This is a genomic window from Cupriavidus sp. 01L415, from assembly GCF_056400065.1.
Genome location: NZ_JBFTSP010000024.1, coordinates 1 through 22,597 on the forward strand (window position 1 = coordinate 1; position 22,597 = coordinate 22,597).

Annotated in this window: 24 protein-coding genes; 8 read left to right on the forward strand and 16 right to left on the reverse strand. The window is 66.1% G+C overall.

The features are described from left to right. Positions 1-195: 195 nt before the first annotated feature. From AC1DOX_RS24315 to AC1DOX_RS24325, 3 genes are read right to left on the reverse strand one after another with little or no spacing between them, the layout of a single operon-like run. On the reverse strand, positions 196-1,173 hold the full coding sequence (locus AC1DOX_RS24315) for a Bug family tripartite tricarboxylate transporter substrate binding protein (protein WP_092139313.1): 978 nt from the start codon (positions 1,171-1,173) through the stop codon (positions 196-198). 50 nt (positions 1,174-1,223) lie between these two features. Further along, positions 1,224-1,568: an AtuA-related protein gene (locus AC1DOX_RS24320; RefSeq protein WP_441624551.1), complete on the reverse strand. Its 345-nt coding sequence runs from the start codon at positions 1,566-1,568 to the stop codon at positions 1,224-1,226. Positions 1,569-1,587: 19 nt separating this feature from the next. Further along, entirely contained in the window at positions 1,588-2,949 is a 1,362-nt protein-coding gene (locus tag AC1DOX_RS24325; RefSeq protein WP_441624550.1) for an acyclic terpene utilization AtuA family protein, read from the reverse strand. 132 nt (positions 2,950-3,081) lie between these two features. Here AC1DOX_RS24325 and AC1DOX_RS24330 point away from each other — a divergent pair, with 132 nt between their 5' ends. Next, entirely contained in the window at positions 3,082-4,005 is a 924-nt protein-coding gene (locus tag AC1DOX_RS24330; RefSeq protein ID WP_092139317.1) for a LysR family transcriptional regulator, read from the forward strand. 14 nt (positions 4,006-4,019) lie between these two features. On the opposite strand, the gene AC1DOX_RS24335 is transcribed toward AC1DOX_RS24330, so the two are convergent. The 9 genes from AC1DOX_RS24335 to AC1DOX_RS24375 all read right to left on the reverse strand — a co-directional run bounded on the left by AC1DOX_RS24335 (position 4,020) and on the right by AC1DOX_RS24375 (position 13,110). Further along, entirely contained in the window at positions 4,020-4,805 is a 786-nt protein-coding gene (locus AC1DOX_RS24335) for an SDR family oxidoreductase (protein ID WP_441624549.1), read from the reverse strand. Between the two features lie 105 nt (positions 4,806-4,910). Then, a complete protein-coding gene (locus tag AC1DOX_RS24340; RefSeq protein WP_441624548.1) occupies positions 4,911-6,050 on the reverse strand; it encodes an ABC transporter substrate-binding protein in 1,140 nt (379 codons plus the stop codon). A 308-nt stretch (positions 6,051-6,358) separates the two neighbouring features. Next, entirely contained in the window at positions 6,359-6,871 is a 513-nt protein-coding gene (locus AC1DOX_RS24345) for a DUF1269 domain-containing protein (protein WP_092139323.1), read from the reverse strand. 155 nt (positions 6,872-7,026) lie between these two features. Next, entirely contained in the window at positions 7,027-8,460 is a 1,434-nt protein-coding gene (locus AC1DOX_RS24350) for a coiled-coil domain-containing protein (protein ID WP_441624547.1), read from the reverse strand. Between the two features lie 78 nt (positions 8,461-8,538). Then, positions 8,539-9,762, reverse strand: coding sequence for a hypothetical protein (locus AC1DOX_RS24355; protein ID WP_441624546.1), 1,224 nt, complete (start codon positions 9,760-9,762; stop codon positions 8,539-8,541). An 81-nt stretch (positions 9,763-9,843) separates the two neighbouring features. After that, positions 9,844-10,539 (reverse strand): C39 family peptidase, encoded by a 696-nt coding sequence (locus tag AC1DOX_RS24360; protein WP_441624545.1) that lies wholly within the window; start codon positions 10,537-10,539, stop codon positions 9,844-9,846. Then, on the reverse strand, positions 10,536-10,970 hold the full coding sequence (locus AC1DOX_RS24365; protein WP_441624544.1) for a hypothetical protein: 435 nt from the start codon (positions 10,968-10,970) through the stop codon (positions 10,536-10,538). Before AC1DOX_RS24365 ends, AC1DOX_RS24360 begins: the two co-directional genes overlap by 4 nt. Positions 10,971-11,155: 185 nt before the next feature. Continuing rightward, positions 11,156-12,214 (reverse strand): hypothetical protein, encoded by a 1,059-nt coding sequence (locus AC1DOX_RS24370; RefSeq protein WP_477101535.1) that lies wholly within the window; start codon positions 12,212-12,214, stop codon positions 11,156-11,158. Positions 12,215-12,915: 701 nt separating this feature from the next. After that, a complete protein-coding gene (locus AC1DOX_RS24375) occupies positions 12,916-13,110 on the reverse strand; it encodes a hypothetical protein (RefSeq protein WP_441621967.1) in 195 nt (64 codons plus the stop codon). Between the two features lie 72 nt (positions 13,111-13,182). Here AC1DOX_RS24375 and AC1DOX_RS24380 point away from each other — a divergent pair, with 72 nt between their 5' ends. From AC1DOX_RS24380 to AC1DOX_RS24395, 4 genes are all read left to right on the forward strand, one after another. Then, entirely contained in the window at positions 13,183-13,962 is a 780-nt protein-coding gene (locus AC1DOX_RS24380; RefSeq protein ID WP_441621969.1) for a GntR family transcriptional regulator, read from the forward strand. Between the two features lie 74 nt (positions 13,963-14,036). Then, positions 14,037-15,077, forward strand: coding sequence for a tripartite tricarboxylate transporter substrate binding protein (locus AC1DOX_RS24385; RefSeq protein ID WP_477114069.1), 1,041 nt, complete (start codon positions 14,037-14,039; stop codon positions 15,075-15,077). Next, entirely contained in the window at positions 15,074-16,393 is a 1,320-nt protein-coding gene (locus tag AC1DOX_RS24390) for a 3-isopropylmalate dehydratase large subunit (RefSeq protein WP_092139339.1), read from the forward strand. Before AC1DOX_RS24385 ends, AC1DOX_RS24390 begins: the two co-directional genes overlap by 4 nt. Next, complete coding sequence (locus tag AC1DOX_RS24395) at positions 16,390-16,902, forward strand: LeuD/DmdB family oxidoreductase small subunit (RefSeq protein WP_441621974.1); 513 nt, start codon at positions 16,390-16,392, stop codon at positions 16,900-16,902. The genes AC1DOX_RS24390 and AC1DOX_RS24395 overlap by 4 nt, the downstream gene beginning before the upstream one ends. Here the strand turns inward: AC1DOX_RS24395 and AC1DOX_RS24400 are convergent. Further along, on the reverse strand, positions 16,877-17,629 hold the full coding sequence (locus AC1DOX_RS24400) for a phosphoribosyltransferase (RefSeq protein WP_441621976.1): 753 nt from the start codon (positions 17,627-17,629) through the stop codon (positions 16,877-16,879). The two genes, AC1DOX_RS24395 and AC1DOX_RS24400, sit on opposite strands and share 26 nt — an antisense overlap. A gap of 347 nt (positions 17,630-17,976) precedes the next feature. Here AC1DOX_RS24400 and AC1DOX_RS24405 point away from each other — a divergent pair, with 347 nt between their 5' ends. Further along, a complete protein-coding gene (locus tag AC1DOX_RS24405; RefSeq protein ID WP_441621978.1) occupies positions 17,977-18,141 on the forward strand; it encodes a hypothetical protein in 165 nt (54 codons plus the stop codon). A gap of 36 nt (positions 18,142-18,177) precedes the next feature. Here AC1DOX_RS24405 and AC1DOX_RS24410 read toward each other — a convergent pair whose 3' ends face one another. The 3 genes from AC1DOX_RS24410 to AC1DOX_RS24420 all read right to left on the reverse strand — a co-directional run bounded on the left by AC1DOX_RS24410 (position 18,178) and on the right by AC1DOX_RS24420 (position 19,672). Further along, positions 18,178-18,879 (reverse strand): class I SAM-dependent methyltransferase, encoded by a 702-nt coding sequence (locus AC1DOX_RS24410; protein ID WP_441621980.1) that lies wholly within the window; start codon positions 18,877-18,879, stop codon positions 18,178-18,180. A 160-nt stretch (positions 18,880-19,039) separates the two neighbouring features. Continuing rightward, positions 19,040-19,483, reverse strand: coding sequence for a cyanase (gene cynS / locus AC1DOX_RS24415; RefSeq protein ID WP_092139345.1), 444 nt, complete (start codon positions 19,481-19,483; stop codon positions 19,040-19,042). A 48-nt stretch (positions 19,484-19,531) separates the two neighbouring features. Then, the gene (locus tag AC1DOX_RS24420) at positions 19,532-19,672 is read right to left on the reverse strand and encodes a hypothetical protein (RefSeq protein WP_176861019.1); all 141 of its coding nucleotides are present in this window, start codon (positions 19,670-19,672) and stop codon (positions 19,532-19,534) included. Positions 19,673-20,476: 804 nt separating this feature from the next. Between AC1DOX_RS24420 and AC1DOX_RS24425 the strand changes: the two genes are divergently transcribed. Both AC1DOX_RS24425 and AC1DOX_RS24430 read left to right on the forward strand, forming a co-directional pair. Continuing rightward, a complete protein-coding gene (locus AC1DOX_RS24425; RefSeq protein ID WP_441621982.1) occupies positions 20,477-20,782 on the forward strand; it encodes a hypothetical protein in 306 nt (101 codons plus the stop codon). 864 nt (positions 20,783-21,646) lie between these two features. Beyond that, positions 21,647-22,591: a helix-turn-helix transcriptional regulator gene (locus tag AC1DOX_RS24430; protein WP_441621984.1), complete on the forward strand. Its 945-nt coding sequence runs from the start codon at positions 21,647-21,649 to the stop codon at positions 22,589-22,591. The last annotated feature ends 6 nt before the right edge of the window (positions 22,592-22,597 follow it).

Consider the following 22,597-nt stretch of genomic DNA (forward strand, 5'->3'; position numbering starts at 1 on the left):
TGATACTGTGCTTCCGACTCAGCGACATGACCCCTCCAAAGCCGGACAAATACTCCTGGACCACTTGGCGTTTGAACGCCTCATCGTACTTCGTCATGAAAAACACCCCAAAGGTTGGATGTATGTCCAACTTTTGGGGTGCAGTTCACCGTGGTGCTCCTTTTTCCATTCATGCGTAACAAGCTGGACTGCGATTTACTCGGGCTGAATATTCGCCGCCTTGATGATGCGACCCCATTTGGCCGATTCCTGTCCCTGGAATTTCGCCAGTTCGGCAGGCGTGCTGGTGAACACCTCGGTGCCGGTGGACTGGTAGAAGTTGGCAGCGGTATCGCTCTTCGCCGCCTTCACCAGCATCTGGTTGAGCTTGTTGACGACAGCCGCTGGCGTGTTGGCCGGCGCATACGCCGCGAACCAGTAGCTCATCTCGTAACCCTTCACGCCCGATTCGTCGATCGTCGGCACATCCGGAGCCAGCGGGGAACGCGACTTGCCCGACACGCCCAGCGCGCGCAGCTTGCCCGTCTTGACCTGCGGCAGGCCGGTGGCGGTGTCCGTGATCATCATCTGGATCTGGTTGCCCAGCAGGTCGGTGATCGCCAGCGGATTGCTCTTGTACGGCACGTGCAGCAGCTGCACGTGGGCCATCTGCTGGAACAGTTCGCCGGCAATACGCGACGACGAGCTGCCGCTGCCGAAGCTCAGCTTGCCCGGGTCCTTCTTGGCCAGCGCGATGAACTCGCCCACCGTCTTCGCCGGCAATTGCGGGTTGACCACCATGATCTGGCCCCCACGACCCAGCGCCGTAACGGGCGTGTAGTCCTTCACCGGGTCGTACGGCAGCTTCTTGAACAGATGCTCGTTGGCCGCATGCGTGGTGTTGGTGGTGATCAGCACCGTATAGCCATCCGGGCTTGCCTTGGCGACGTCACTGGCCGCGATGAACCCATTTGCGCCCGGCTTGTTGTCCACCACCACCGTGACCTTGGTGTCCAGCGTCACCGCCTGGCCGATGGCACGCGCCAGCTGGTCCGTCGCGCTGCCGGCCGCAAACGGCACGACAAAGCGAATCGGCTTGTCTGGATACTCGGCCCACGCGCTGCCGGCGGGCAAGGCAAGGCACGCGAACGTGGCAAGGGCGGCGATGGCGAGCGGCCTGCGGAATCCGTACATCGTTGTCTCCTGGAATCGTTGATCGTTGTGAGAGTGAAATGGCCCGGCAATCAGGGGGTGCCGCCGGCAAGCCGGGTAGGCAGGGGAATCGTCATGCCCAGCAGCAGGAACGCAAGCGCCTTGCCGTGCGTGTCGAGATTGAGTGCATCGTTGACGCCGCCATCCAGCACGCCGTCGATAACGAAATTCATGGCCTGGATCGACGGCACGACATAGCGCGTGACCGCCCGTGGCCGGCGATGGGCGAACAGCGCGCGCACGGCGTCTTCGGTGACGTGCGCGACCAGGTGGTCGAAGTCGCGTGCGTCATAGGCAATCACGCTGATGTTGGAGCGGTCACCCTTGTCGCCGGTGCGGCCATGGGCAAACTGGTATAGCGGCGCGATGTCGGTCATGGCGTCCTCGGGCATTCGGTCAGGCAATCAAGGTGTGGCCGGGCGATACGGCGTCGCGCGGCACGAGGCACGACATCGCATTGAGCCGTGTGCGCAGCGCGGTGCGCACGCCGCCGCCGCCGGCCGGGCCACAGGTATAGAGCGCATTGACTTCGCGTAGCAGCGCCTGGGCCACCGCCTTGTCCTCGTGCGCCAGCGCGGCGCGCAGACGCACGTCCCGGGCATCGGCCTCGCCCGGTTGCGGCGCGGCCAGCATTGCGCCGCCATCGTCGGCGAATACGCTCAACACGCCGATCAGGTCGAAGCGAATCGGCACATCGTGACCGAGCCCCTGCATCCGCTTCAGAAGGATGTCTGCGGCCAGACGAGCCCGCGCGGCGGCGTTGGGGCCGGCGTAGGAAATCTCGCCCTCCGCGAACCATCCGCCCTGGTAGAACAGGTTAGCCTTGAGCTGATCTGGCCGCGCGTGGCCGCGGATGTTGCGCACCGCCACGCGGTCCGGGCCGATCTGCTCCACGGTCACATTGCCGATGTCGGCCACCACGTCGGGCGTCAGGTAGGCCGAGGGATCATGCACCTCATACAGCAACTGCTCTTTCACCGTGCGCAGGTCCACGCAGCCGCCGGTGTTGGCGGCCTTGAAGATTTCGATGCCGCCATCGGCGTCGAGTCGTGCGATCGGGAAACCCACCGCGTGCAGATCCGGTACGTCCTTCATGCCCGGGTCCGCGAAGTAGCCGCCGCTGACCTGGGCGCCGCACTCCAGCAAGTGGCCGGCCATGGTGGCCGCCGCGAGGCGATCCCAGTCGTCCCACGCCCAGTCGAAATGTGCCATAGCGGGACCGACAGCCAGTGCGGGATCGGCCACGCGTCCACAGACCACCACCTGCGCGCCATCGCGGATCGCCTCGGCAATGCCGCGCGCGCCGATATAGGCGTTGGCGCAGACAAAGCGCGCCTCGGGAAAGGATTCGCCGACGATGCCTCGCAGCAGGGCGCGACCCGCGTCATGCGACAGGTCATCGCCCTCCACCACCGCCACGCGCGGCGCGGGCAGACCCAGTTCGGCCGCCAGCGCGGCAATGCGGCGAGCCGCGGCGCGCGGATTGGCCGCACCAAAGTTGCCGATGATGGGAATGCCGTTGGCCAGGCACAGCCCCAGCACCGGCGTCAGCAATTGGTCCAGCAGTGGCTCGTAGCCGTGCTCGGGGTCGCTGCGGCGCGCCAGCTGCGCCAGCGCCAGCGTGCGCTCGGCCAACGTCTCGAAAATCAGCGCCGCAGGCCCGCCAGCGGCGATCAGCGTACGCACCACGGGCAAGGCGGCGTCGATGCGGTCGCCGGAAAATCCGGCGCCAGATCCGATCAGCAAGGGGACGGTCATGGGCGTTCGCATGGGAGAGATAACGGCAATCTCATTCTAGGTCGCCACGCTCCAGTCAAAAAACGGATTATTTGGATTAATCTATCGACAATCTGGATCAATCAAAGCCGCCCCGCAGGACGGCGCCCCCCCATGATCACGAACCTGTCGGTCAAGCACCTGCGCGCCTTCGTGGCGTTGGCCACGCACCGCAATTTCACACGCGCGGCGCGGGCGTGCCATTTGTCCCAGTCGGCCTTCAGCACGGTGGTGCAGACCCTGGAGGAGCAGGCCGGCATCCGCCTGTTCGAACGCACCACGCGGCACGTGGAGCTGAGCGCGGACGGACGCCGCTTCGAGGAAGTGGCGCGGCGGTTGCTCGCGGATTTCGAGGCGGCCTTCGAGGACTTGCGCGACCACGCGGAACGCCGCAAGGGCCGCGTGGCCATCGCCGCGCTGCCCTCGCTGGCCGGAGGCGACCTGCCGCCATTGCTGGCCGACTTCCACCGCCGCTATCCCGGCATCTCGCTGGAGCTCCACGACCAGCTCGCCGATGGCTGCATCGATATGGTCCGTCGCGGGCAAGCGGATTTCGCGCTGGCGCCAGCCCCGGCACAGGACGCCGACCTGCGCGTCGAAGCGCTCGTGCATGACAACTTCCACCTGGTCTGCCCCGCCGACCACCCGCTGGCCAACCGACGCCGCATCGCGCCACAGGCGCTGGCGGGGTTGCCGTTCATCCAGCTATCGCGGACCAGCAGCGTGCGGCAGCACCTGGATGCGGCGCTGCATCCGCTTAGACTGCATGGGGTGATGGAGGTGGAGCACCTGGCCACCGTGGCGGCGCTGGTGGAGGCGGGGTTGGGTGTGTCCGTGGTGCCGGCGCTGGCCTTGTTCCAGTTTCGCCGCGAGGGGCTGGCGATCCGGCCCATGCAAATGCCATCGCTGGTGCGCGACATCTGCCTGGTGCGGCTGCGCGAGCGAAGCGACTCGGCCGCCGCGGTGGCCATGATCGAATGCGTGCGCGCGCACTTCAAGCCCGCAAAGGGCCGCGCGCCGGCGACGGCATCGTCCTGAGCTTGTCGCCCGGCCTAGAAATGGCCCAGATAGCCGCCGTCGACCGCCAGCACCTGGCCCGTGACGTAGGACGCGGCAGGCGAGGCGAGGAACACGACGGCGCCCGCCACCTCATCCGGCTGGCCCCACCGGCCCAGCGAGGTCCGGTTGCGCAGCCACTCGGCCACGGTCTCGTCGGCGACCATCGACTGGTTGGGTTCGGTGGCGAAGTAGCCCGGTGCCACCGCGTTGACGGTGATGCCCTGCCGCCCCAGGTCGGCTGCCATGGCCCGCGTCAGCGCATCGAGGCCGCCCTTGGTCGCGGGATACAGCACGTCATTGGCGCGCGCCACCTGCCCGGCGATCGAGGTCACGTTGACGATGCGTCCATACTGGCCGCGCTGCATCAGCTGCGCGGCGTGCCGGCACAGCGCATAGGGCGCGACGAGGTTGGTTTCGAGCATCGCGCGCAGGTCGCCGGCATCGAGGTGTGCCATCGAATTCCGGTTACGCGCGCCGGCATTGTTGACGAGAATATCGAGCCGGCCGTGACGCGCCGCGATGCCGGCAAACGCCTCGGTTACTGCGTCCTCGTCGGTGATGTCGAGCGGGATCGCCTCGGCACTGCCGCCACGGGCGACAAGTCGCGTAACGGCGTCGGCAACGCGCTGGCCGTTGCGCGCACAGACCAGCACGTGCGCGGCGGCATCGGCCAGCCCTGCGGCGATCGCCAGGCCAAGGCCCTGCCCGCCACCGGTCACCAGCGCGACGCGGCCTGCGAGGGAAAACGGGGAAGGGGACGCTGCGGTAGGAATTGCCATCCGGCAACTATACCGCAGCGCACCAGCGAGAAAGACGCCCGCCGAAGGTGAGGCGGCCCCTTGGGTGGGCCGCTTGCCAGGTTCGATTGCGCCCGGTGAATCAACTCAGCGGATCAGCTTGCCCGTCGACGAGACGATCGACATTTCCACGAATGACGAGCCCGTATGGCGCGTGGCGCTGTAGCTGATCAGGATGCCGCCGAGGTCGTAGTCGCGCAGGCCTTCCAGCGCGGCGATCAGCTTCTCGCGCGTGGGCTCCGGCCCGGCGCGGCGCAAGCCTTCCACCAGCACCTTGGCCGACATGAAGCCTTCCATGCCCGCGTTGCTGGCCTCCACGTTCTGCGCCTTGGCCATGCTGCGATATTCGCTGGCGATGCTCATCTGGCTGGAGTTCATGCCGGGCACCACCTGCGTGATGATCAGGCCACGGCCGTCGTCCGCCAGTTCCTTGATAAAGGAATCCGCCGCGTTGTTGGAGAGCGTGACGAACTGCGCCTGGCTACCCGCCTTCTTCATTTCCTTGATGATCCTGGCCGCCTCGGAGCCGGACCCGATCACCATCACGGCCTGCGGGCTGGACTTGTTGACGTTGGCCACGCCCTGGCTGATGTCGCCCATCGGCCGGTTGAACGCCGCCGCCGCCGCTGGCTGCACGCCGCGTGCCTGCAGCGCGGTGGTGAAGCCTTCGAACACATCCTGCCCGAAACCGTCGTTGGCGTAGAAGATGGCAATCCGGCTCATGCCGGACGTCGCCAGGTGGTTGATCGCACGCGCCACCTCGTCCTGGTACTTCGCGCGGACGTTGAACACGTAGCGATTGACCGGACGGTGCAGCGTGATGGCACCCGTGAGCGGCGCGATCAGCGGCACCTTCTCCGTCGCGATGATCGGCAGGATGCTTTCGTTCTGCGGCGTGCCGCGCACCATGAACAGCGCGAACACCTTGTCTTCGTGGATGAGCTTGCGCACGTTGTCCGGCGTGCGCTTGGCGTCGAAGCCGTCGTCGTAGGTCACCAGTTCGATGCGGCGGCCGCCGACGCCGCCGTTGGCATTGATCGTCTTCAGGTAGACCTGCGCGCCGGCGATCTGCTCCTTGACGGAACCCGCCACCGGACCGGTGACGCCGGCCGACTGGCCGATGCGGATGGTGCTCTTGCTGATGCCCGGGTCAGCGTGTGCCGCCATCGGCGTGACAAACCCCAGCGTGGCGGCAAGCATGCCCCACGCAAATCGTCTTGCGTTCATTGTTGACCCCTCCAGAAGCGCCCGCGTGACTAGTAATTTTTTTCCGCTGCGTGCCGCGCCAGAGCGTCCGGAAGATGCCCGTGCGACGTTTCGGAAGGTACCTCATCGGAGGTATTTGTTCAAACCATGGCGGGGGAGGGGTGTTGCTGCGGCAGCACACCGTGGCCAGAAGGCTCCGGTTATGGCCTGGTGTGGCCGCAGCAAGGCGCGCGATAGCACGTGCGCCGGAGCGCGCCACAAGGGCGCGTCAGGGAAAAGCAGAACAGGCGGGTCAGTCCTGGCCGATCGCGGCCAACTCCAGCCAGCGCTCAGGGGAACGCCGGCACCGCCGGATCCATGCCGGCAAACCTGGCTTCCGGATGGGCCTTCTGCAGCAGGGCTTCGATCTCCTCGCACCGGCCGCGCGGCACATCCACCATCAGCAGCAGCTTGCCCGCCTCGATGTCCTTCTCGAATCCACGTAATCGGCTGTTGGGGGCCGAGCTGCCGATCATGCTCGATGCCCATGCGCCAAATACCGCGCCGAGCACGGCCAGCACGCCGACCAAACCCCACTGCGGCGTGTCGCTGACAATCGGGAACATCGCAACGACCACCCCCGCCACGATCCCGACGCCACCGCCCACCATCAGCCCCATTTCGGCGGCGTGGACGATGTCCGAGGTCTGGAACAGGTTGGCTTCATGCAATCCGGTCATGTCGGAACCGTCGCGTGCCACGAAGTGGATGTGACTGTTCTCGATGCGAGCCAGCAGCAAGTCGTCCATGGTGCGTTGGGCGCTCGCCAGGTCGGGCAACAACCAGAAGATGCGTTTGCGCATGACTTGTCTCCTCTGTCAGGCCGCCCCGGTATGGGTCATCCGTCTGCGGGACGGGTTAGGTTCTTTCTACTCTGTTCGTGGCACGAGTGCAAGGCGGCGGCGCCGGCAACAGGTTTCAAGCAGACCGCGCGTCACCCCGGCCGGCCGCCATCCCATCAGAATGTGATTGGCAGGCGCACATTGACCTGCAGATCGGGCGTGTCCCGGGTGAGCCCGGCACCGACCGAAACGTTAAGCGTGTAGCGCGGGCTGAACCGGTATGAATAGCCGACCAGCAGCGTGCCCTGCGTGACCCGGACCGAGCCCGGCACCGTCTGGCCGTTCTGCTTGATCGGCCAGATGATGCTCTGGTCGTAGCCAATACTGAACGAGGCATGCTCGTTGAGCGAGAGGCCGATGCCCAGGCTGAAGCCAAAGATGTCTCCCGGCGCGATCTTGCCGAGGTTTTCCTTCTCGCCGTTCAACACGGTGCGGCTGACGTTGTCGCGCGCGAAGTTATGCAGGTAGCTGAAGGTGCCGAAGAACACCGCGGGATCGCTCGGCAGCAGCCACGTGACACCCGGCTGGATCGCCTGGAAGCCGGTGCCGGTAGGCAGCCCCAGCGGCAGCCCCGTGCCCGTGGTATTGCCGACGCAGCGCGTCACGCAATCGGTGACCACCTCGAATGGGTCCTTGCCGGTATTCGACTTGTAGCGCAGCCAGCCGATGAAGAACGGCATCCTCTCGTTGCCGTTGTTGAGTTGGTATCGCAGGGTCGCTTCCACGTCCCCCAGGCCGCTGCCGCTGGAGTTGAAGACGTTGTCGGTCGCGGTCCCCGTGAACACCTCGCGGCTGATGGTGGAGCCCGAGGTGTGCACGTAGGGCACCTTGGCTTCGATCTCCATCCGGTCGGTCAGGCCGTAGCGCATCGTGAACGTGCCGACGTACGAGGTCGTCTTGACCTCGCGCACATCGATCAGCCCGATCAGCACGGCCGGGATGACGGTGAAGCCCACCAGGGCGACGCGGTTGCTGGACGAGTAGCCGTATTGAAATCCCGGCTCGATCACGACCTTGCCTTTCGCGGTCAGCACACCGGGCTGATCGGTGATCGGCGCGATCTCGGGGGGGCGCGTCTCGGCCTGAGGTGGCTTGCCGACTGGCTCCTGCTCGCCGGCCTGCGCCACCGCGGGTTCAACCATTTGCGGGGGCGCGGAGCCCGGCTCGGGCGCGCCCTGCTGGGCGTTCTGCGGGGCGTCCGCGGAATTGGGAGCGTTGGGAGCGTCGGAGGTGCCAGCCGCCACGGCCGGCGCGGATTCTCCGGGTGCGGGTCCGGTGCCTGGCGGGCGCTGGCCGCCGCGCTTTCTGGCCAGCGCCTCGGCGCCGACCACGCTGCGCAGCTCGCGGATCGTGGCTTCCTGCTCGGCCATCGCCCGCTTCATCGATTCAAGTGCCGCGGCCTGCGCGGCGAGTTCTTTCTTCAGTGCATCCAGCCGCGCCGCCGTGGGGCCTTCATCGGGCAGCGACTGGGCCTGCGTCAGCCCACTCAACAACACTAGCGTCGAGCAACCGGCAGCGTGCCGGAATCCATGCAGCGACGTGTTCTTCATGGCGTCTTCCTCCCCCCGGGACGGCGGACTGGTATTGCAGGAGCCCGCAACCTGCTCTACTGCCATGGCACCCTGGCACTACCTCCTTCCGGCCGCATTCAGCAGCGTATTGCTCAATGCGGAAGTCGCCACGGCCGAGCGATACGACTGCAAGGTGTTGACCCCTGCGTCCAGCTTCATCAGGCTTTGAATCGTCTGGCCGTTAAGCGAGTTTTGTATAACTGTCGGTGCCGCATTCACCTGTGCACCCGCGGCGAACGCATTGTTCAGCCCGCTCTGCACCACAAGGGCGCCATTGCCGTTGCCCAGCGCGGGACTATTCGCCAACTGGCCGGCAGCGCCCGCAGCCCCATTGACATTCAACGGGGCCAGCACTGACGACAGCTGGCTTGCCTGCGCCGGTGTGATCTTGCCGATGTCGGGGATCATAACCCTGGTCGCCACGACCAGGTCACCGTTGATATACACGGCGCGTTCGATACCGAACGAAGCCTGCAATCCGCCCACATCGAAACCGCCGCGCAACTCGTCCAGCCGGTCCTCGACGACGGGCTTCCATGCGGCCATACGGCCGACACGACCGCCAGGGGCTGCCGGAGGGATGTCAGCGGCCGCACTTGCGGCAGGCCGTACGACCTCGCTTGCCGGTTGCACGGCGACGACGGCATCCACCGGCATGGCTGTGCTGGCCGTCCCGGTCGACCGGGTCAGCGAGGGATCGAAGCCGCCGCGCATGACAGCAAGACGCTCATGCGCGACCGGCGCCGCACTGGCGACAATGACATTGGGGTCCGGCAGCGTGACGGCACTCACCTGATCGAGGCGGATGGCCGTGGGCACCGCCTCCGTGGCATCGGAACGCAAATCCGCCGGCGCCGGCGCACCGGTCTCCGCTCCGACATCGCCCGCCTGCCGCACGTATGCATCGGTAGCGGGGGTTTCTTTGCCAGCCGGCGCGTTGGACGCTTCGGCCGCTTCGGCCGCTTCGACCGCTTCGGCAGGCACGGTGGCATCGGCATTGGCGGACGGCATCGCCTGCCCGGTCACGCGGGCACGCACTGCCGAGACAACCACGGGGCAGGCGTTCTCGTCGAAGCCACCCCGCAATGCAGCAAGGTCTTCCTGGTCGACCGGCTTCCACCCGGCCATTGTCTCCGTTCCCTCGATCAGGGGGGCCAGGCGTTCATCCGGACCGGCACGAGCGGCTGGCGGCAGCGTCAGACCCGAGACGCCGGCAGCCTCCTCCGTTGACAACTCGCTGCCCCAGGCCGAACCCGCCGCGCAGACCAGTCCAGCGCCCACGAGCATTGCCGTGGCAGCGGACCGGTTTGCAACGCGCGAGGTCCGCGGGGGCCTCAAGGATGTCTTGCGCATTGTTATTCCTTAGAAATCAGGAACGCCATGCGGTGGCATGACGGTGAAAAACAAGCTGTCCCGATTGACTCCCATCCAGTAAGGCCCACTGGGCGATACGCGCCAGTCGGCATATTGATTGAAACGTGCCAGCTCCTCCCGGTTGTGAATCACGAAGAGCAACTGGCTGTCCCAGATGCGTTCGAAGTGCTCGCGCGTCAGGGCGCGTGTGCCCATGGCGGGATCGCCCACCAGCACGCGATTGCCTTGCACCCCCTTGACCACCACGAAGTGGTGATAGCCGTTTTCCACCACCAGCACGATGGCCGGCACCTTTGCCTCTTCCAGCTTGGACAGCGGCAGTTCGTAGCCGTCGGCCAGGAAGCCGCGTGACTCGAGGAACCGCTTCATGTCGAGCAGCGAAAATCCCTCGCGCTGGATCTTGGACTGGTCGCCGTTCACATACATATCCTGGAACACGACCTGCTCACTAACCGGGTAGCCGTACTGATACGTCAGCAGGGTTGCCACGGCGGCGGAGCCGCAACTGAAGTCGTATTGCTGCCGAATCGTGGTCTTGAAGCGCGCCTCCTTGAGGCTCGTTACCTTGACGCTGTAGAGGTGGCCCGTGTTGTCGGGCACTACGGCGCTATCGGCACACGCGATGCGCGCGCCGGCGGATAACAGGATCAACGCCAGCAAGGCCGTCAGCGGTCGCAATCTCATGGCGCGAACTGGACGTTGACGATGGTCCCGGTCTGTATCAGCACGTTGGAGCCCGTGTTCTGAATCACGGTCGGGATGCCGATCGCATTGGAGAACGACGAGGCGGTAATAACGTTGTCTCCGGTCGGGGAATTGATTGCCCGATTGTCGGCAACCGTCCCGTGCAGACGCATGTCGTTTACCACCACTTCAGCGCCCCCTCGGAGCGAATCCAGCTTGTTTTCGCCAACCGGCTTGCCAAGCGAGGCAAAAGCGCCGCCTGCATGGCTGCGTGCCACAGGTTCCTCCTGGGCTGGTTGCGGTGTGGATACAGCCGCGGCGGCCATGACTGGTGGCCCGGAGGGCTGTTGGGGTTCTGCGCGGGCATGCAGGCCCGGCCAGAACAGGATAGCCGTCGACAGGATGCCGACAGTAGTGCGGACCGATCCCATGGTGAGATCTCCTTCAGCGGACGGCGACTGACATGGCTTGCGTTCGGGTAGCCCGCGGTGCGACGTGTCCACCACTGGCCTGGCGCAGCCGCGGATACCCGTACGTGTTGTCTTCTTTGCTACCCGTGTAAGCCCGGCGCGCGGGCGGGCCATCCCACCCGCGCCACGCGCCGGCCTTCCAGGGCCTAGCGGCCGACGCTCAGGTTAGCCTGAACGGTGACAGCCTGTTGCGCCAGCGAGGCCATGCCGGAGTTCTGCACGACGTTCAGGATGCCGGCTGCGCTGACTGCGGTGCCAGACATCGTGTTCGACATGTTGAAGGTACCGGCGTTGAGGTTGTTCTGGCCGCCCGCACCACCCGCACCGCCAACCGCACCGTTGCCTACGCCACCGTTGCCTACGCCACCGGCACCGCCGGTTGCGCCAACCGCACCGTTGCCGGCCGTTGCGCTACCGTTGGTAGCCTGGGTCGACGAGCCGCCGTTGGAGGCGCTGCCGCCAGCACCGCCTGCACCTGCATTGCTGGTTTGCGTGCCGCCAGCACCGCCAGTGGACGTCGAGGCGCCGCCTGTGGCCGCACCGGCCGTGGACGTGCCTGCGCCGCCTGCGCCGCCGGTACCCGAGCCCGCGCCGCCGGTCGCCGACGCCGCGCCGGCACCGCCTGCTGCGCCAGCACCGCCCGTGCCGCTGCCGGCACCGCCCGTACCGCTGCCGGCACCGCCCGTACCTGCACCGCCGGCGCCCGTGGTTGCGGAGCCATTGGCACTATTGCCATCGCCTGCGCTACCCTTGGCGTGTGTGCTGCCACCCACGCCTACGCTCGCGCCCAGCGCGCCGCCGCCGCGGCCCTTGGCCCAGCCACCGTCGCCACCGGAGCCGCCCTTGGCACCAGCCAGCGCGTCGCCACCACTGCCCTTGGCCCACCCGCCGTCGCCGCCTGCACCCAGGCTGGCAGTCAGAGCACCGCCGCCGCGCGACTTGGCGTTGCCGCCATCGCCGCCCCAGCCCACGGCCTTGCCGCCCTTGCCGCCATCACCAGCGTAGGAGCCACCATTGGAGGCTGCGCCGGCGGTCGCGCTGCCATTGGTAGCACTGCCGCCATTTCCGCCATTGCCGCCATTGCCGCCGTTTCCGCCGTAGCCATCGCCACCATAGCCGGCGCCGCCCTTGCCGCCCCTACCACCATTGGCATCGCCCAAGTTCTTCACGGTGTTGCCGATGTCGTGGATACGGATATTGGTCACGCTGCCTTCCAGCTTGCTGATGGCAATTGCCTTGCTGGAGTTGAAGGAGTTCTGGAAAACTTTCGAATAGCTGGAAACCTCGTTCGCCGTTGGGCCGGAGTTCCCTGTTTGGGTGGAATTTGATGTCGCTGTCAGGCTGTTAGCGCCAGTAGTGGACTTTTGATTACAGGACTTGTCACTATCGCCGCAGGGATTCGCCAGTGCGACCCCGCTGAAGCCCAAGGCCAGGACTGCAGCTGTCGCAAGAAGGGTCTTATTCATAAAAAGCTCCCAGGTGGATTTCACAGCGTCTTCGTCTGGGAGCCGGCGATCGGGAGATCGGATAGCGCTCAGGCGACGGTCCGGCGGCTCCGCCAAACCAGTCGCTTCTTCCGCATAATCGGTGCCAGCCGCGCCTCTCCGGGCGACAAGCCGTTGAAATACAAGGGCTGCCCAGCCATCACACGGGAACTTTTCCGCGGGTTTTCTGCGCGTCACGCCGCGGCAGCCTGTGAACCGCAGTAGACATGTCACAGGGCTGTGACACGGGTTCCGGCCTGCTGTCGTGCTCCCCGCTTCACGCCACCAAAATCTGTCGCGTTTTCAAGACGTTAGCATTCGTCACGGAGCAGGCCGGAGGCGCCACACCCGTAACGGCGGTGAAACAGCGATCCTGCCATGCCACATCCACCACGCATTCATCGGCGACGCTGCTTGTCAGGTCAGTCTCTGCGGCGCCATGTTGCGGGTGCAATGACGAAGGCGGGCGCAAGTGCATCCTTGGCGCCGCGAACGCGCGGCGCGGTATGAATCGCGCCGAATTCGTCCCCTTTCTTGCGGACAAAAAAGCGCTCGATGCGGTCTCGCAACAAAATGTTCCGGGCCGGGGTGCACCATGCGCCCCCAACGCGTTTCATGCTAGGCTCTATGTCTGATCTACAGTACATTAGTCCCGTCAAGGACTTGTCAGCGCATTCGCAAGGGAAGCCATGAGTGAAGCCGTCGTTCCCCTGTATCACCAGATTTACGTGGTCCTCCGCCAGCAGATCGTGGAAGGCCGATTTGGCCAGGGCCCGCTGCCGGGCGAGATCGATCTCGCCAAGCAATTCCATGCCTCCCGCGTGACGATGCGTCGCGTGTTTGACCGCCTGGTACAGGAAGGACTGGTGCGCCGCCATCGCGGCCTGGGCACCTTCGTCAATCCCCATCCGGTCAAGCCAGCCGTGTCGGAAGAACGTGCAGCCAGCCTGCTCGGCAACATCATCGACATGGGCGAGAAGACCGCGGTCAAGGTCATCTCGATCGACGAGGTCCACGCCACGCCCGACGTCGCCGAAGCCCTCAATCTGCAGGTGGGCGATCCCGTGATCAAGATTGTCCGCGTGCGCCACTATCGCAACCGTCCGCTGTCGCACATCACTGCGTACCTGCCCGCGGACCTGGGCCGCCCGCTGTCCCGCAAGGACCTGGAGGAAAAGCCCATGCTCCGTCTGCTGGAAGCCGCAGGCGTGGAACTGGGCCGCGCGACGCAGGTGCTGACCGCGCGCCTGGCCGATGTTGTCGTGGCTCCGCTGCTCGACGTGCCGGTTGGCGGTGCCCTGCTGGCGGTGCGCCGCGTGGTGCTGGACAAGGCCGGCCGCCCGGTGCAGTTCCTGATGGGTCAGTATCGGCCGGACCGCTACGAGTACCGCATGGAACTGTCCCCGATGGGCGGCGACAGCGCCAACGTGTGGGTGGAAAACGAAACGCGCACGGGCCTGCGCGACTAGGGTCGGACTGCCCCTCCCGGTCGATCCGGGCGATACTGCGCACTCCTGATCACACTTGTCGAGGAGCCCACGTCATGCCAGTTGTTCGCCCGGGTGCGCACCTGCACGCCCGCAAGCCTGCCCGCGTCCGCGCGCTGATGTCCTGCCTGACCCGAGTGACCGGCGCCGTGGTCCTGTCCCTGGTGTCCCTGCTGTCCACACCCTCCGGCGCCCACGCCGCGGTGGCGGGCGGCAAGCCGATCCGCATCCTGATCGGCGCGCCCGCCGGCGGGACCACCGACACGCTGGCACGTACCATCGCGCAGGAAATGTCGCAGGCGCTGGATCAACCGGTGTTGGTCGAGAACCGTCCCGGGGCCGGTGGCAACATCGCCGCGGACTTGGTCGCCAAGAGCCCCGCCGATGGCACCACGCTGCTGATGAGTTTCACCAGCCATACGATCAACGCCACGCTCTACAAGAAGCTGCCGTTCGATCCCATCCAGGATTTCACGCCGATCACGCTGGTGGCCACCGTGCCCAGCGTACTGGTGGCCACGCCCAAACTGCCCGCGAACAACATCCCGGAACTGATCCGGCTGGCCAAGTCCGAACCCGGCAAGCTGAACTTCGGCATCGGATCGGTCGGATCGTCGGTCCATCTGGCCGGCGACATGTTCAAGATGATGACGGGCACCTACATCGTCAACATCCCCTACAAGGGCACCACGCCGGCCATCACGGACCTGTTGGCGGGCCAGGTCGACCTGATGTTCGCCAGCACCATCAACGTGGCGCCGCACGTAAAGGCCGGCAAACTCAAGGTGCTGGGCGTGACCAGCCCCACGCCGCTGCCGCAGTTCCCGGGCGCACTGCCGATTGGGGCCACGGTGAAGGGCTTCGAGTCGAGCGCATGGTTCGGCCTGTTCGGCCCGGCCAACCTGCCACCGGAGATCACCCAGGCGCTGTTCCAGGCTGCGCGCCACGGGCTGGAATCGCCCGCCGTGCGCAAGCGGCTGGAAAACGATGGGGCGCAGCCCAGCGCGATGCCGCCTGAAGCGTTTGCCACATTCGTGAAGCAGGACGTCAAGCGCTGGGCGACGGTAGTCAGGTATTCAGGAGCCCAGCCCGAATGACCCTGTCCAGCGGCAACGCCGTCGACCCTGTCCAGCTGCCCGCGACGCTCGCCCAGAAACTCGTGGCACGCGCGGCCGGCGTGGCGCACGTCACGCCGGGCACGGTGGTGATGTGCAAGGTCGATCTGGCGATGTCGCACGATTCCAGCGGCCCGCGGCGCGTGGCGCCGCTGCTGCGCGAGCTCGGCGCGAAGGTCTGGGATCCCTCGCGTTTCGTGGTGGTGACGGACCACTTCGTGCCGGCTGCGGACCCCGATGCCGAGGCGATCGTCCGCTTCACGCGTGACTGGGTGCGCGATGCCGGCATCTCCCATTTCATCGACGGCGAGGGCATCTGCCACGTCGTGCTGCCCGAGCGCGGCCACGTGCTGCCCGGCCGCTTCATCGTGGGCGGCGACAGCCACAGTCCAACCGGCGGTGCATTCGGCGCCTATATGTTCGGCATCGGCGCCACCGAGATGGCGGGCGTGCTGGCCACCGGCGAGATCTGGCTGCGCGTGCCGCAAACCATCCGGCTGGACTGGCAGGGCACGCTGGCCGACGGGGTATGCGCCAAGGACATGATGCTGTTCCTGTGCGCCACGCTGGGACTGGCCGGGGGCCGCTACGAAGCCATCGAATACACGGGCGCCGCAGTCACCGCGCTGCCGATGCAGGAGCGCATGACGCTCACCAACATGAGTGCGGAACTGGGTGCGCAGACGGGGCTCATCGCGCCGGACGCCACCACCATGGCGTGGCTGGCCGATGCCGGCGTGGATGCCGCCACGCTGGCCGCCATCGATCCGCGCCAATGGCGCAGCGATGCCGATGCGCAGGTGCTGGAGACTCACCGCTTCGACGCCGGCACGCTGGCGCCGCAGGTGGCGGCCCCGCACTCGCCCGCCAACAGCGCGCCGGTGGATGCCGCGGCCGGGCAGGCGGTGGACATCGCCTACCTGGGCGCTTGCACAGGCGCCAAGCTGGAAGACCTGCGCATGGCCGCGCGCATGCTGCGCGGGCGCAAGGTGGCCGCTGGCGTGTCGCTGCGTGTGGCGCCCGCCTCCTTGCGCGACCAGCAACAAGCCGCGCGCGAGGGCACGCTCGAAGTGCTCGTCGCCGCTGGCGCCGAACTGCTGCCCAATGCCTGCAACGCGTGCGCGGGCTACGGCGCCTCGCGCTTTCCCGCCGGCAGCCGCGCCATTGCTTCCACTGCGCGCAACTTTGCCGGCCGCATGGGCGATGCTGGCAGCGCGGTGTGGCTGGCGTCTCCGCTAACGGTGGCGGCCAGTGCCGTGACCGGACGGATCACCGATCCCCGCACGCTGTTGGCATGACCCCTGCCCCCGATTTCCGCAATATGCCGGCCGGACGCATCTGGCGATTTGGCGACAACGTCGATACCGATGCGATGGCGCCGGGCGTCTATATGAAAGCCGCGATCGACGTACTGGCGCGCCATTGCCTGGAGAACCTGCGACCCGAGTTTCCGACCACCGTCCGCCCGGGCGACATCGTCGTCGGCGGCAGCAACTTCGGCATGGGATCATCGCGCGAGCAGGCCGCGCAGGCGCTGCGCCACCTTGGCGTGGCGGCGGTGATCGCGCCATCGTTCGCGGGCCTGTTCTATCGCAACGCGATCAACCTCGGACTTCCGGTACTGGTTTGCGCGCACACGGATGCGCTGGCCGACGGCGCGCGCGCCGTGTTCGACCTAGAGGCCGCGCAGCTACGGTTGCAGGACGGATCGCGCGTGGCGTGCGAGCCCGTGCCCGACTTCCTGCGTGCATTGCTGCGGGCTGGCGGGCTGATCCCGCACCTCAGGATGCGAATGGCCCGGCCCTGAGCGGATCGCCGGAGCGCGGCCACGCGGCGGCAGCCGACATCGGCGGACACGCGGCATCGCGCAGCAGAGACATCGCCTCGTCGTCGCTGGTCTGTGTGAAATCGAGATAGAAAGCGCCCACCGCACCGAAGCTGGCCGGTATGTTCAGGCACACGATCTGGTCCGCCACGGCGCGCAGCGTATCCAGGCCCTCCGCCGAACCTACCGGCACGGCGGCCACCACCCGCGCGGCACCCGCCATGCGCGCGGCGTCCAGCGCGGCGCGCATGGTCGCCCCGGTGGCCACGCCGTCATCCACCACGATCACCTGCCGGCCTGCCATGGCCGTCACCGGACGACCCTGACGATAGCGTTGCTGCCGCCTGCAGATCTCGTTGAGTTGCCGGCCGCGCTCCGCATCGAAGGCGCCGGACTCCACGGCGCGGCGCGTCCAGGAATCGTCATTGGCCACGGTATGTGGTCCGCGGCCGTCCGCATCGCCCTCCACCACCGCACCCAACGCCAGTTCCGGATAGCCCGGCGCGCCGATCTTGCGCACCAGCAGCACATCGAGCGTGCCATCGAGCGCGCGCGTCACTTCATAGGCGACGGGTACGCCACCGCGCGGCAGGGCCAGCACCAGCGGCGGGTCACCGTCGTGCGATCGCGCAAATCCGAGTTCGACCAGACGGCGGCCGAGAAACTGGCCGGCCTCGCGGCGGTCGGCAAAACAAGGCGGCAGGCTCATGGTGCGCTCCCGCAGACGAATGCAGGGAAGGGACGGGACCGTCGGGGCCACTGGCGTGGCGCGGGTCCACAGCCACTATAGTCCTGTCGCGGCGGGGTGGCGGTGCTTTGTCGGCAACGTCGCGCGTCGCCCACATGGCCCTGAGGAATATGGGGTCATTGTTGCGTATTCGACCCTATGAGGGCGATAGGCCACGGCGATTGATGGCCAATCTGAAACAGTGTTTTCTGGCTTGCCCCGCTGTTTGGATCGGCTTGCTTGAGTAGGATGACTGCGTGGCGGAGATCCCCGCCCACCGACCCTTCCGGAGCCCAAGAGGCCCCGCCATCGACTGAGTGAGTGTTACCGTGAATCCGCAACATATCTCCCGCACCAACGACGAGGCCGCCGACCACGAACTGGACCTCGATATTCCCTTCGGCTCGCTCGACGCCGCCGCCATGGCAGAACTGCCGTACACCTTCAGCCAATCCGGCACCTGCACGCGCTACTACAACGAGTTTTTCGGCTGACTTTTCGACTGCCCCGGGCGGGCGCCGCCATCCGTCTCAGCGGCGCGCATGGCGCACCGCCGGGCGGGTACGGCAAACCATGAAGTATTGCGAACTCAGCCACCACGGCAGCTGAGGCAGCGGGCTGTTGCAGGCGAATTCGACTGCAAAGCGAGTACACACATGGGCGCGCAGCTTGCGGAAATCGAAACCCTTGTGTGTTTGCCTGGGGTTGTCGGGCCGTGTCACCGGCAGCCCGAGCAGCGCCCGTAGCGCCTCGACCGGCGTATGGTCCATGCGCAGCGAACGGTTGCTGACCATGCCGTCCAGCAGCTTGGGCACGATCGCCATGCCGTACATGACGGGTACCGATATCACCAGCGAGCCACCGGGCCGCAAGATGCGGGCGCTATCGTTCAGGAACGCGGCGATCTCGTTCGGGTACAGGTGTTCGCAGACCTCGAAGGCCGTCAGCACGTCGACGGAGGCATTGGCCAGCTCCGACATGCTGGAGACGTGGCGGATCTCTGGATAGTCGGGCGCCTTGCCCGGATCCAGCCCAGCCAATGTCAGGTCCGGGCGCGCCTCGCCCAGCCAGTGCAGGAATAGTCCCGGGCCCGCGCCAACATCCACGACGGTGCCGCCCTGGGGGCAGCGTGCAGCCACCATGTCCAAACCCAGCGCAATGCGGCTGCGATGCGCAAACCGCGCCAGCGGACTGGACGCATCGGGGCATTGCCTGGCGTCGTCGATAGACATGGCGCCGCGTCTCCGGGAGGTGGCGGTGACGCGCATTGTCGCGAGCCGGGAGCCCGGCATCTGTGCGATTTTCCACATTGCGGCACGGCGCGGCCGATGAGGCCACCGTGTGCGGAAATTTCCAAGGCGGCCGGCCGCATGCCGGCCACCTCGGCGCCCTTCAGTACGTCTTGTAGGGCAAAAACTTGCCGGACATTTCGATGCGCACGCGGTCCCCGTTGGGATCGGGTTCGCGCTGCAGGTCCATGCGGAAGTCGATGGCGCTCATGATACCGTCGCCGAACTCTTCGTGGATCAATGCCTTGAACGTGGTGCCATATACGCTGATCAGCTCGTAGAAGCGGTAGATCAGCGGGTCAGTGGGCACTTGCGTCGGCAGGGACCCCTTGTATGGCACGGTGCGCAGCCAGGGCTCGGCCTCCGCGGGCAGGTCGAAGATCTCCATCACGGCGCGCGCGCCGGCTTCGTCAAACACCATCTGGCCGAGGCACGCGGCCGTCGTCCATTCCTTGCTCTTGCCGACCCGCTCTGCCACCTGGGCCCACGAGATGCCTCGCCTCACCTTGGCTTCGATAATGAGGTCGGTCACGTCACTGCGGTTCATGGTCTCTCCGTTCGTCGTTGAATGATCCGGAGAGGACGGCACAGCGGCTCACGGCGACTGCGTGCGTTCCAGGCGAGCCACGGCGTCACCGCCGCCATCGTCGAACCGGGCGCGCGCAAACTGCGGCACCGTCAGCGGACTAAGGCCTTCCAGCGCCTGCAGGACCAGCACGATAAGCATGACCGGCATGACGTCCTCCCTCGGGAATACGGCGAACGGTTTGGCGCAAGCTTCGTGCCATCGGCCAGGCGGTGCTCCGGGCCTGTCCGTGGCACTTCGTGCCGCATCGTGGGGCGTGACGGAAGCGGCTGACCATGATCCGGGCGCGCCCGACGCACCGGCTCGGGGAACGGGGAGCGCTTGCGCGAACATCCATAGCGTACCCGTTTCTGCGAGAACGCTGGCGGCCGGTTTTGCGATGACACGACGCCGGGCCTCCCACCCGGCCACTCGCCGCCCACCCTTCCCGGCCACCATCGCGGGCCACCATCGTTACCCCCTGCCACCACAGTCCGGATATCGGCTTGCAATGGCCCGGACAGCGCCCCTGCCCTGGCAAATCTTTGCGCAAGTCATTTCCGATGTAACGCCACATTACCCGCGACACCGCGCCGGAGGGGCCTGCGCGCGGCGACGTCACTTTCCGTCCAGCCCTTGCTGCACAAGGCCTGGCGGGATCTCTGCGCGGTCAGAAAAATGACCTGCCGCCCGGCGCGAGCGTGAGAGACGGCCTTACAAGTGCAACAACGCGAGCCAGGGCCGCGTCGCTACATTCAAGCCGTGTTCAACGCGAACCGAAACGGAGTCCCACATGAAACGCGCCCTCACCCTGGTCATCCTGCTGGCCACCACCACCGCCCTGCTTTCCGCTTGCATCGTGGTGCCGCCGCGCGGTCCGCACTACCAGCGCTACCACGACCGCTACTAAGCCGAACGCGCGCGCCATCGACAAACAGACATTTCCGATCCAGCCGGATGACAAGGAGAAAACCCATGAAACGCCAACTGATGCTCGCCGCCGCCATTCTTGCCGCCGGCAGTGCCTTCGGCCTGATCTCGCCGGCCGCCCAGGCCCACGGCTACTACGACAACCCGCCGCCCCCGCCGCGCCACGAAGTCCGCCCGGCCCCGCGCCCGGGCCAGGCGTGGGTGCCTGGCCACTATGATCGCGCACGGTCCGGCTATGCCTGGCGCGGCGGCTACTACCAGGCGGCACGTCCGGGACATCGCTATGTCCCCGACAGATGGGTCCACGGCCCCCACGGCTGGGTCAAGCGCCCCGGCTATTGGGTTCGCTAAAGCAGACCAGATTAGGAGCCGCATGCACTAAGAGGTTGCTTCAAAATGAAGCGAAGCGGCCTCTAAGTCAGTGCACGCTTGCCGCGCTGCCGACGTCACGTCTCGCACTGGCAAGCCGACCGATGGCTGAGAACGGGCCGGACCGCGGGCATGTGGTCCGGCCCGCAGTCATTATCGGGATGGCAACGGCCTCCGACGATGGTCGGTTGCAGAGCGTGCGACCCGGGCGGTACAGCCCGTTTTTTATTCATCCTGATGTGGGATGCCGGTCTCATCCTTTTGAACTAGGCCACGAGACTCCCCTCGAATGGTCGAGCGACTTCCGATGGCACGACAGTCATTTTGTAATGGTTTCATGCGTGCGTCACCAGACACGGTTTTCGTTAATCCCACACCCCCCAACCGGGTGAATTTTCGTTATTTATCCAGCGCGTTTTATTCAAAATGGTTGCAGCCGTGAAACTTTTGCGGAGCCCCTTGTTGCAATACTGAAACTGGCTGGCCACCCCTTGCCAGATGGCGTCACACATACATTGGCAACCATATGCACTATTTCGGTCAGGGATTATGAGTTTCGCTTCATTCCAACTCCCGTCAGCCACAAAGTCGCCTGCTTGCTTTCAGAACCACCAGCCCATAAGATGAATTTAAGCCGATTTAGGAGCGAGATTTTCTTGGGATTGGGTTCGGGTCATACTTCCGGTCGCGCGGACAAGTCCATCCTTACAATGGACATCGACTGACACGGAAGCACGGGGGTTAAGGCTGTATTCGCGGTGCCGTTACCGGTGTCCGCCCTGCCGCAACAAATTCCCTGTACGCAAAACGCCCGCAACTCGCCCGCCAAACGGGGAGTGAAGAACAATGAACGCCTTGCTGATCGAGGAGCATCCGCTGCTCCGGCTCGGGCTTTTGCAGATGCTCGAAACCATCCAGGATTCCGGACACGTATTGGCGCTTGCGCCCGCGGACATCGGACGACTGGAATCACCACACCGCAACGCAGACCTGCTGGTCTTCGGCATGCCGCCAGACGAGGCCGCAGGCTGGGAACAGCTGGAACTGGCGCGTGAGCGCCTGGCACCGCAACGCATCCTGGTGCTCGCGGACATGCTGCCGCTGCACGCGCCCAGCGTGGACGCCGCACGCGGTATCTGTGGCTGCCTGCCCAAGTCCGCATCGCTGGCCGTGATCGAGGCCGCTATCCGGCTGGCGATCTCGAGCGCGCAGGGCCTGATGTTCTCCGGCGAAGGCACGGCGACGCCATCCGCGTCACGCTCGGCGATGCCGGCTACGCCATCGCTGGCCTCCGCGGCGCCATTGCCGCTGTCCGCGGCCATGCCGGCTGAATCGCCGTCGCCTGCGGCCTGTGCCAGCGCCATGCGCGCAGCCGTGGCCGTGCGCGATCTCACCAGCCTGCGCCCCGGCCAGCCGATGGCGCCCTCCGCCATGGTGACGGCCGCGCCCGCTGCCCCGGCCGAAGAGGAGCCGAGCTACGACGAAGCGGAGATGCTCAAGATCACGCCGCGCCAATATGAAGTACTGGTGCTGCTGGCCCGCGGCTATCCCATCAAGACCGTCAGCCGCATGCTCAATATCTCCGTGGCGACCGTGAAGAGCCACGCCTGCACGCTCTACCAGCGACTCAAGGTCCGCAACAAGGGTGAGGCGGTCTACGCCGCCCTGCAACGCGGCGCCACGCTGGAGTGGGTCAGTGGCGATGAACGCATCGCGCGCGATGGCAACACCACCCCGGTCCTCGCCCGGCGTGGCGATTCGCCCTACGAAGGCAGCAGCATCACGCTTTGAATTCAG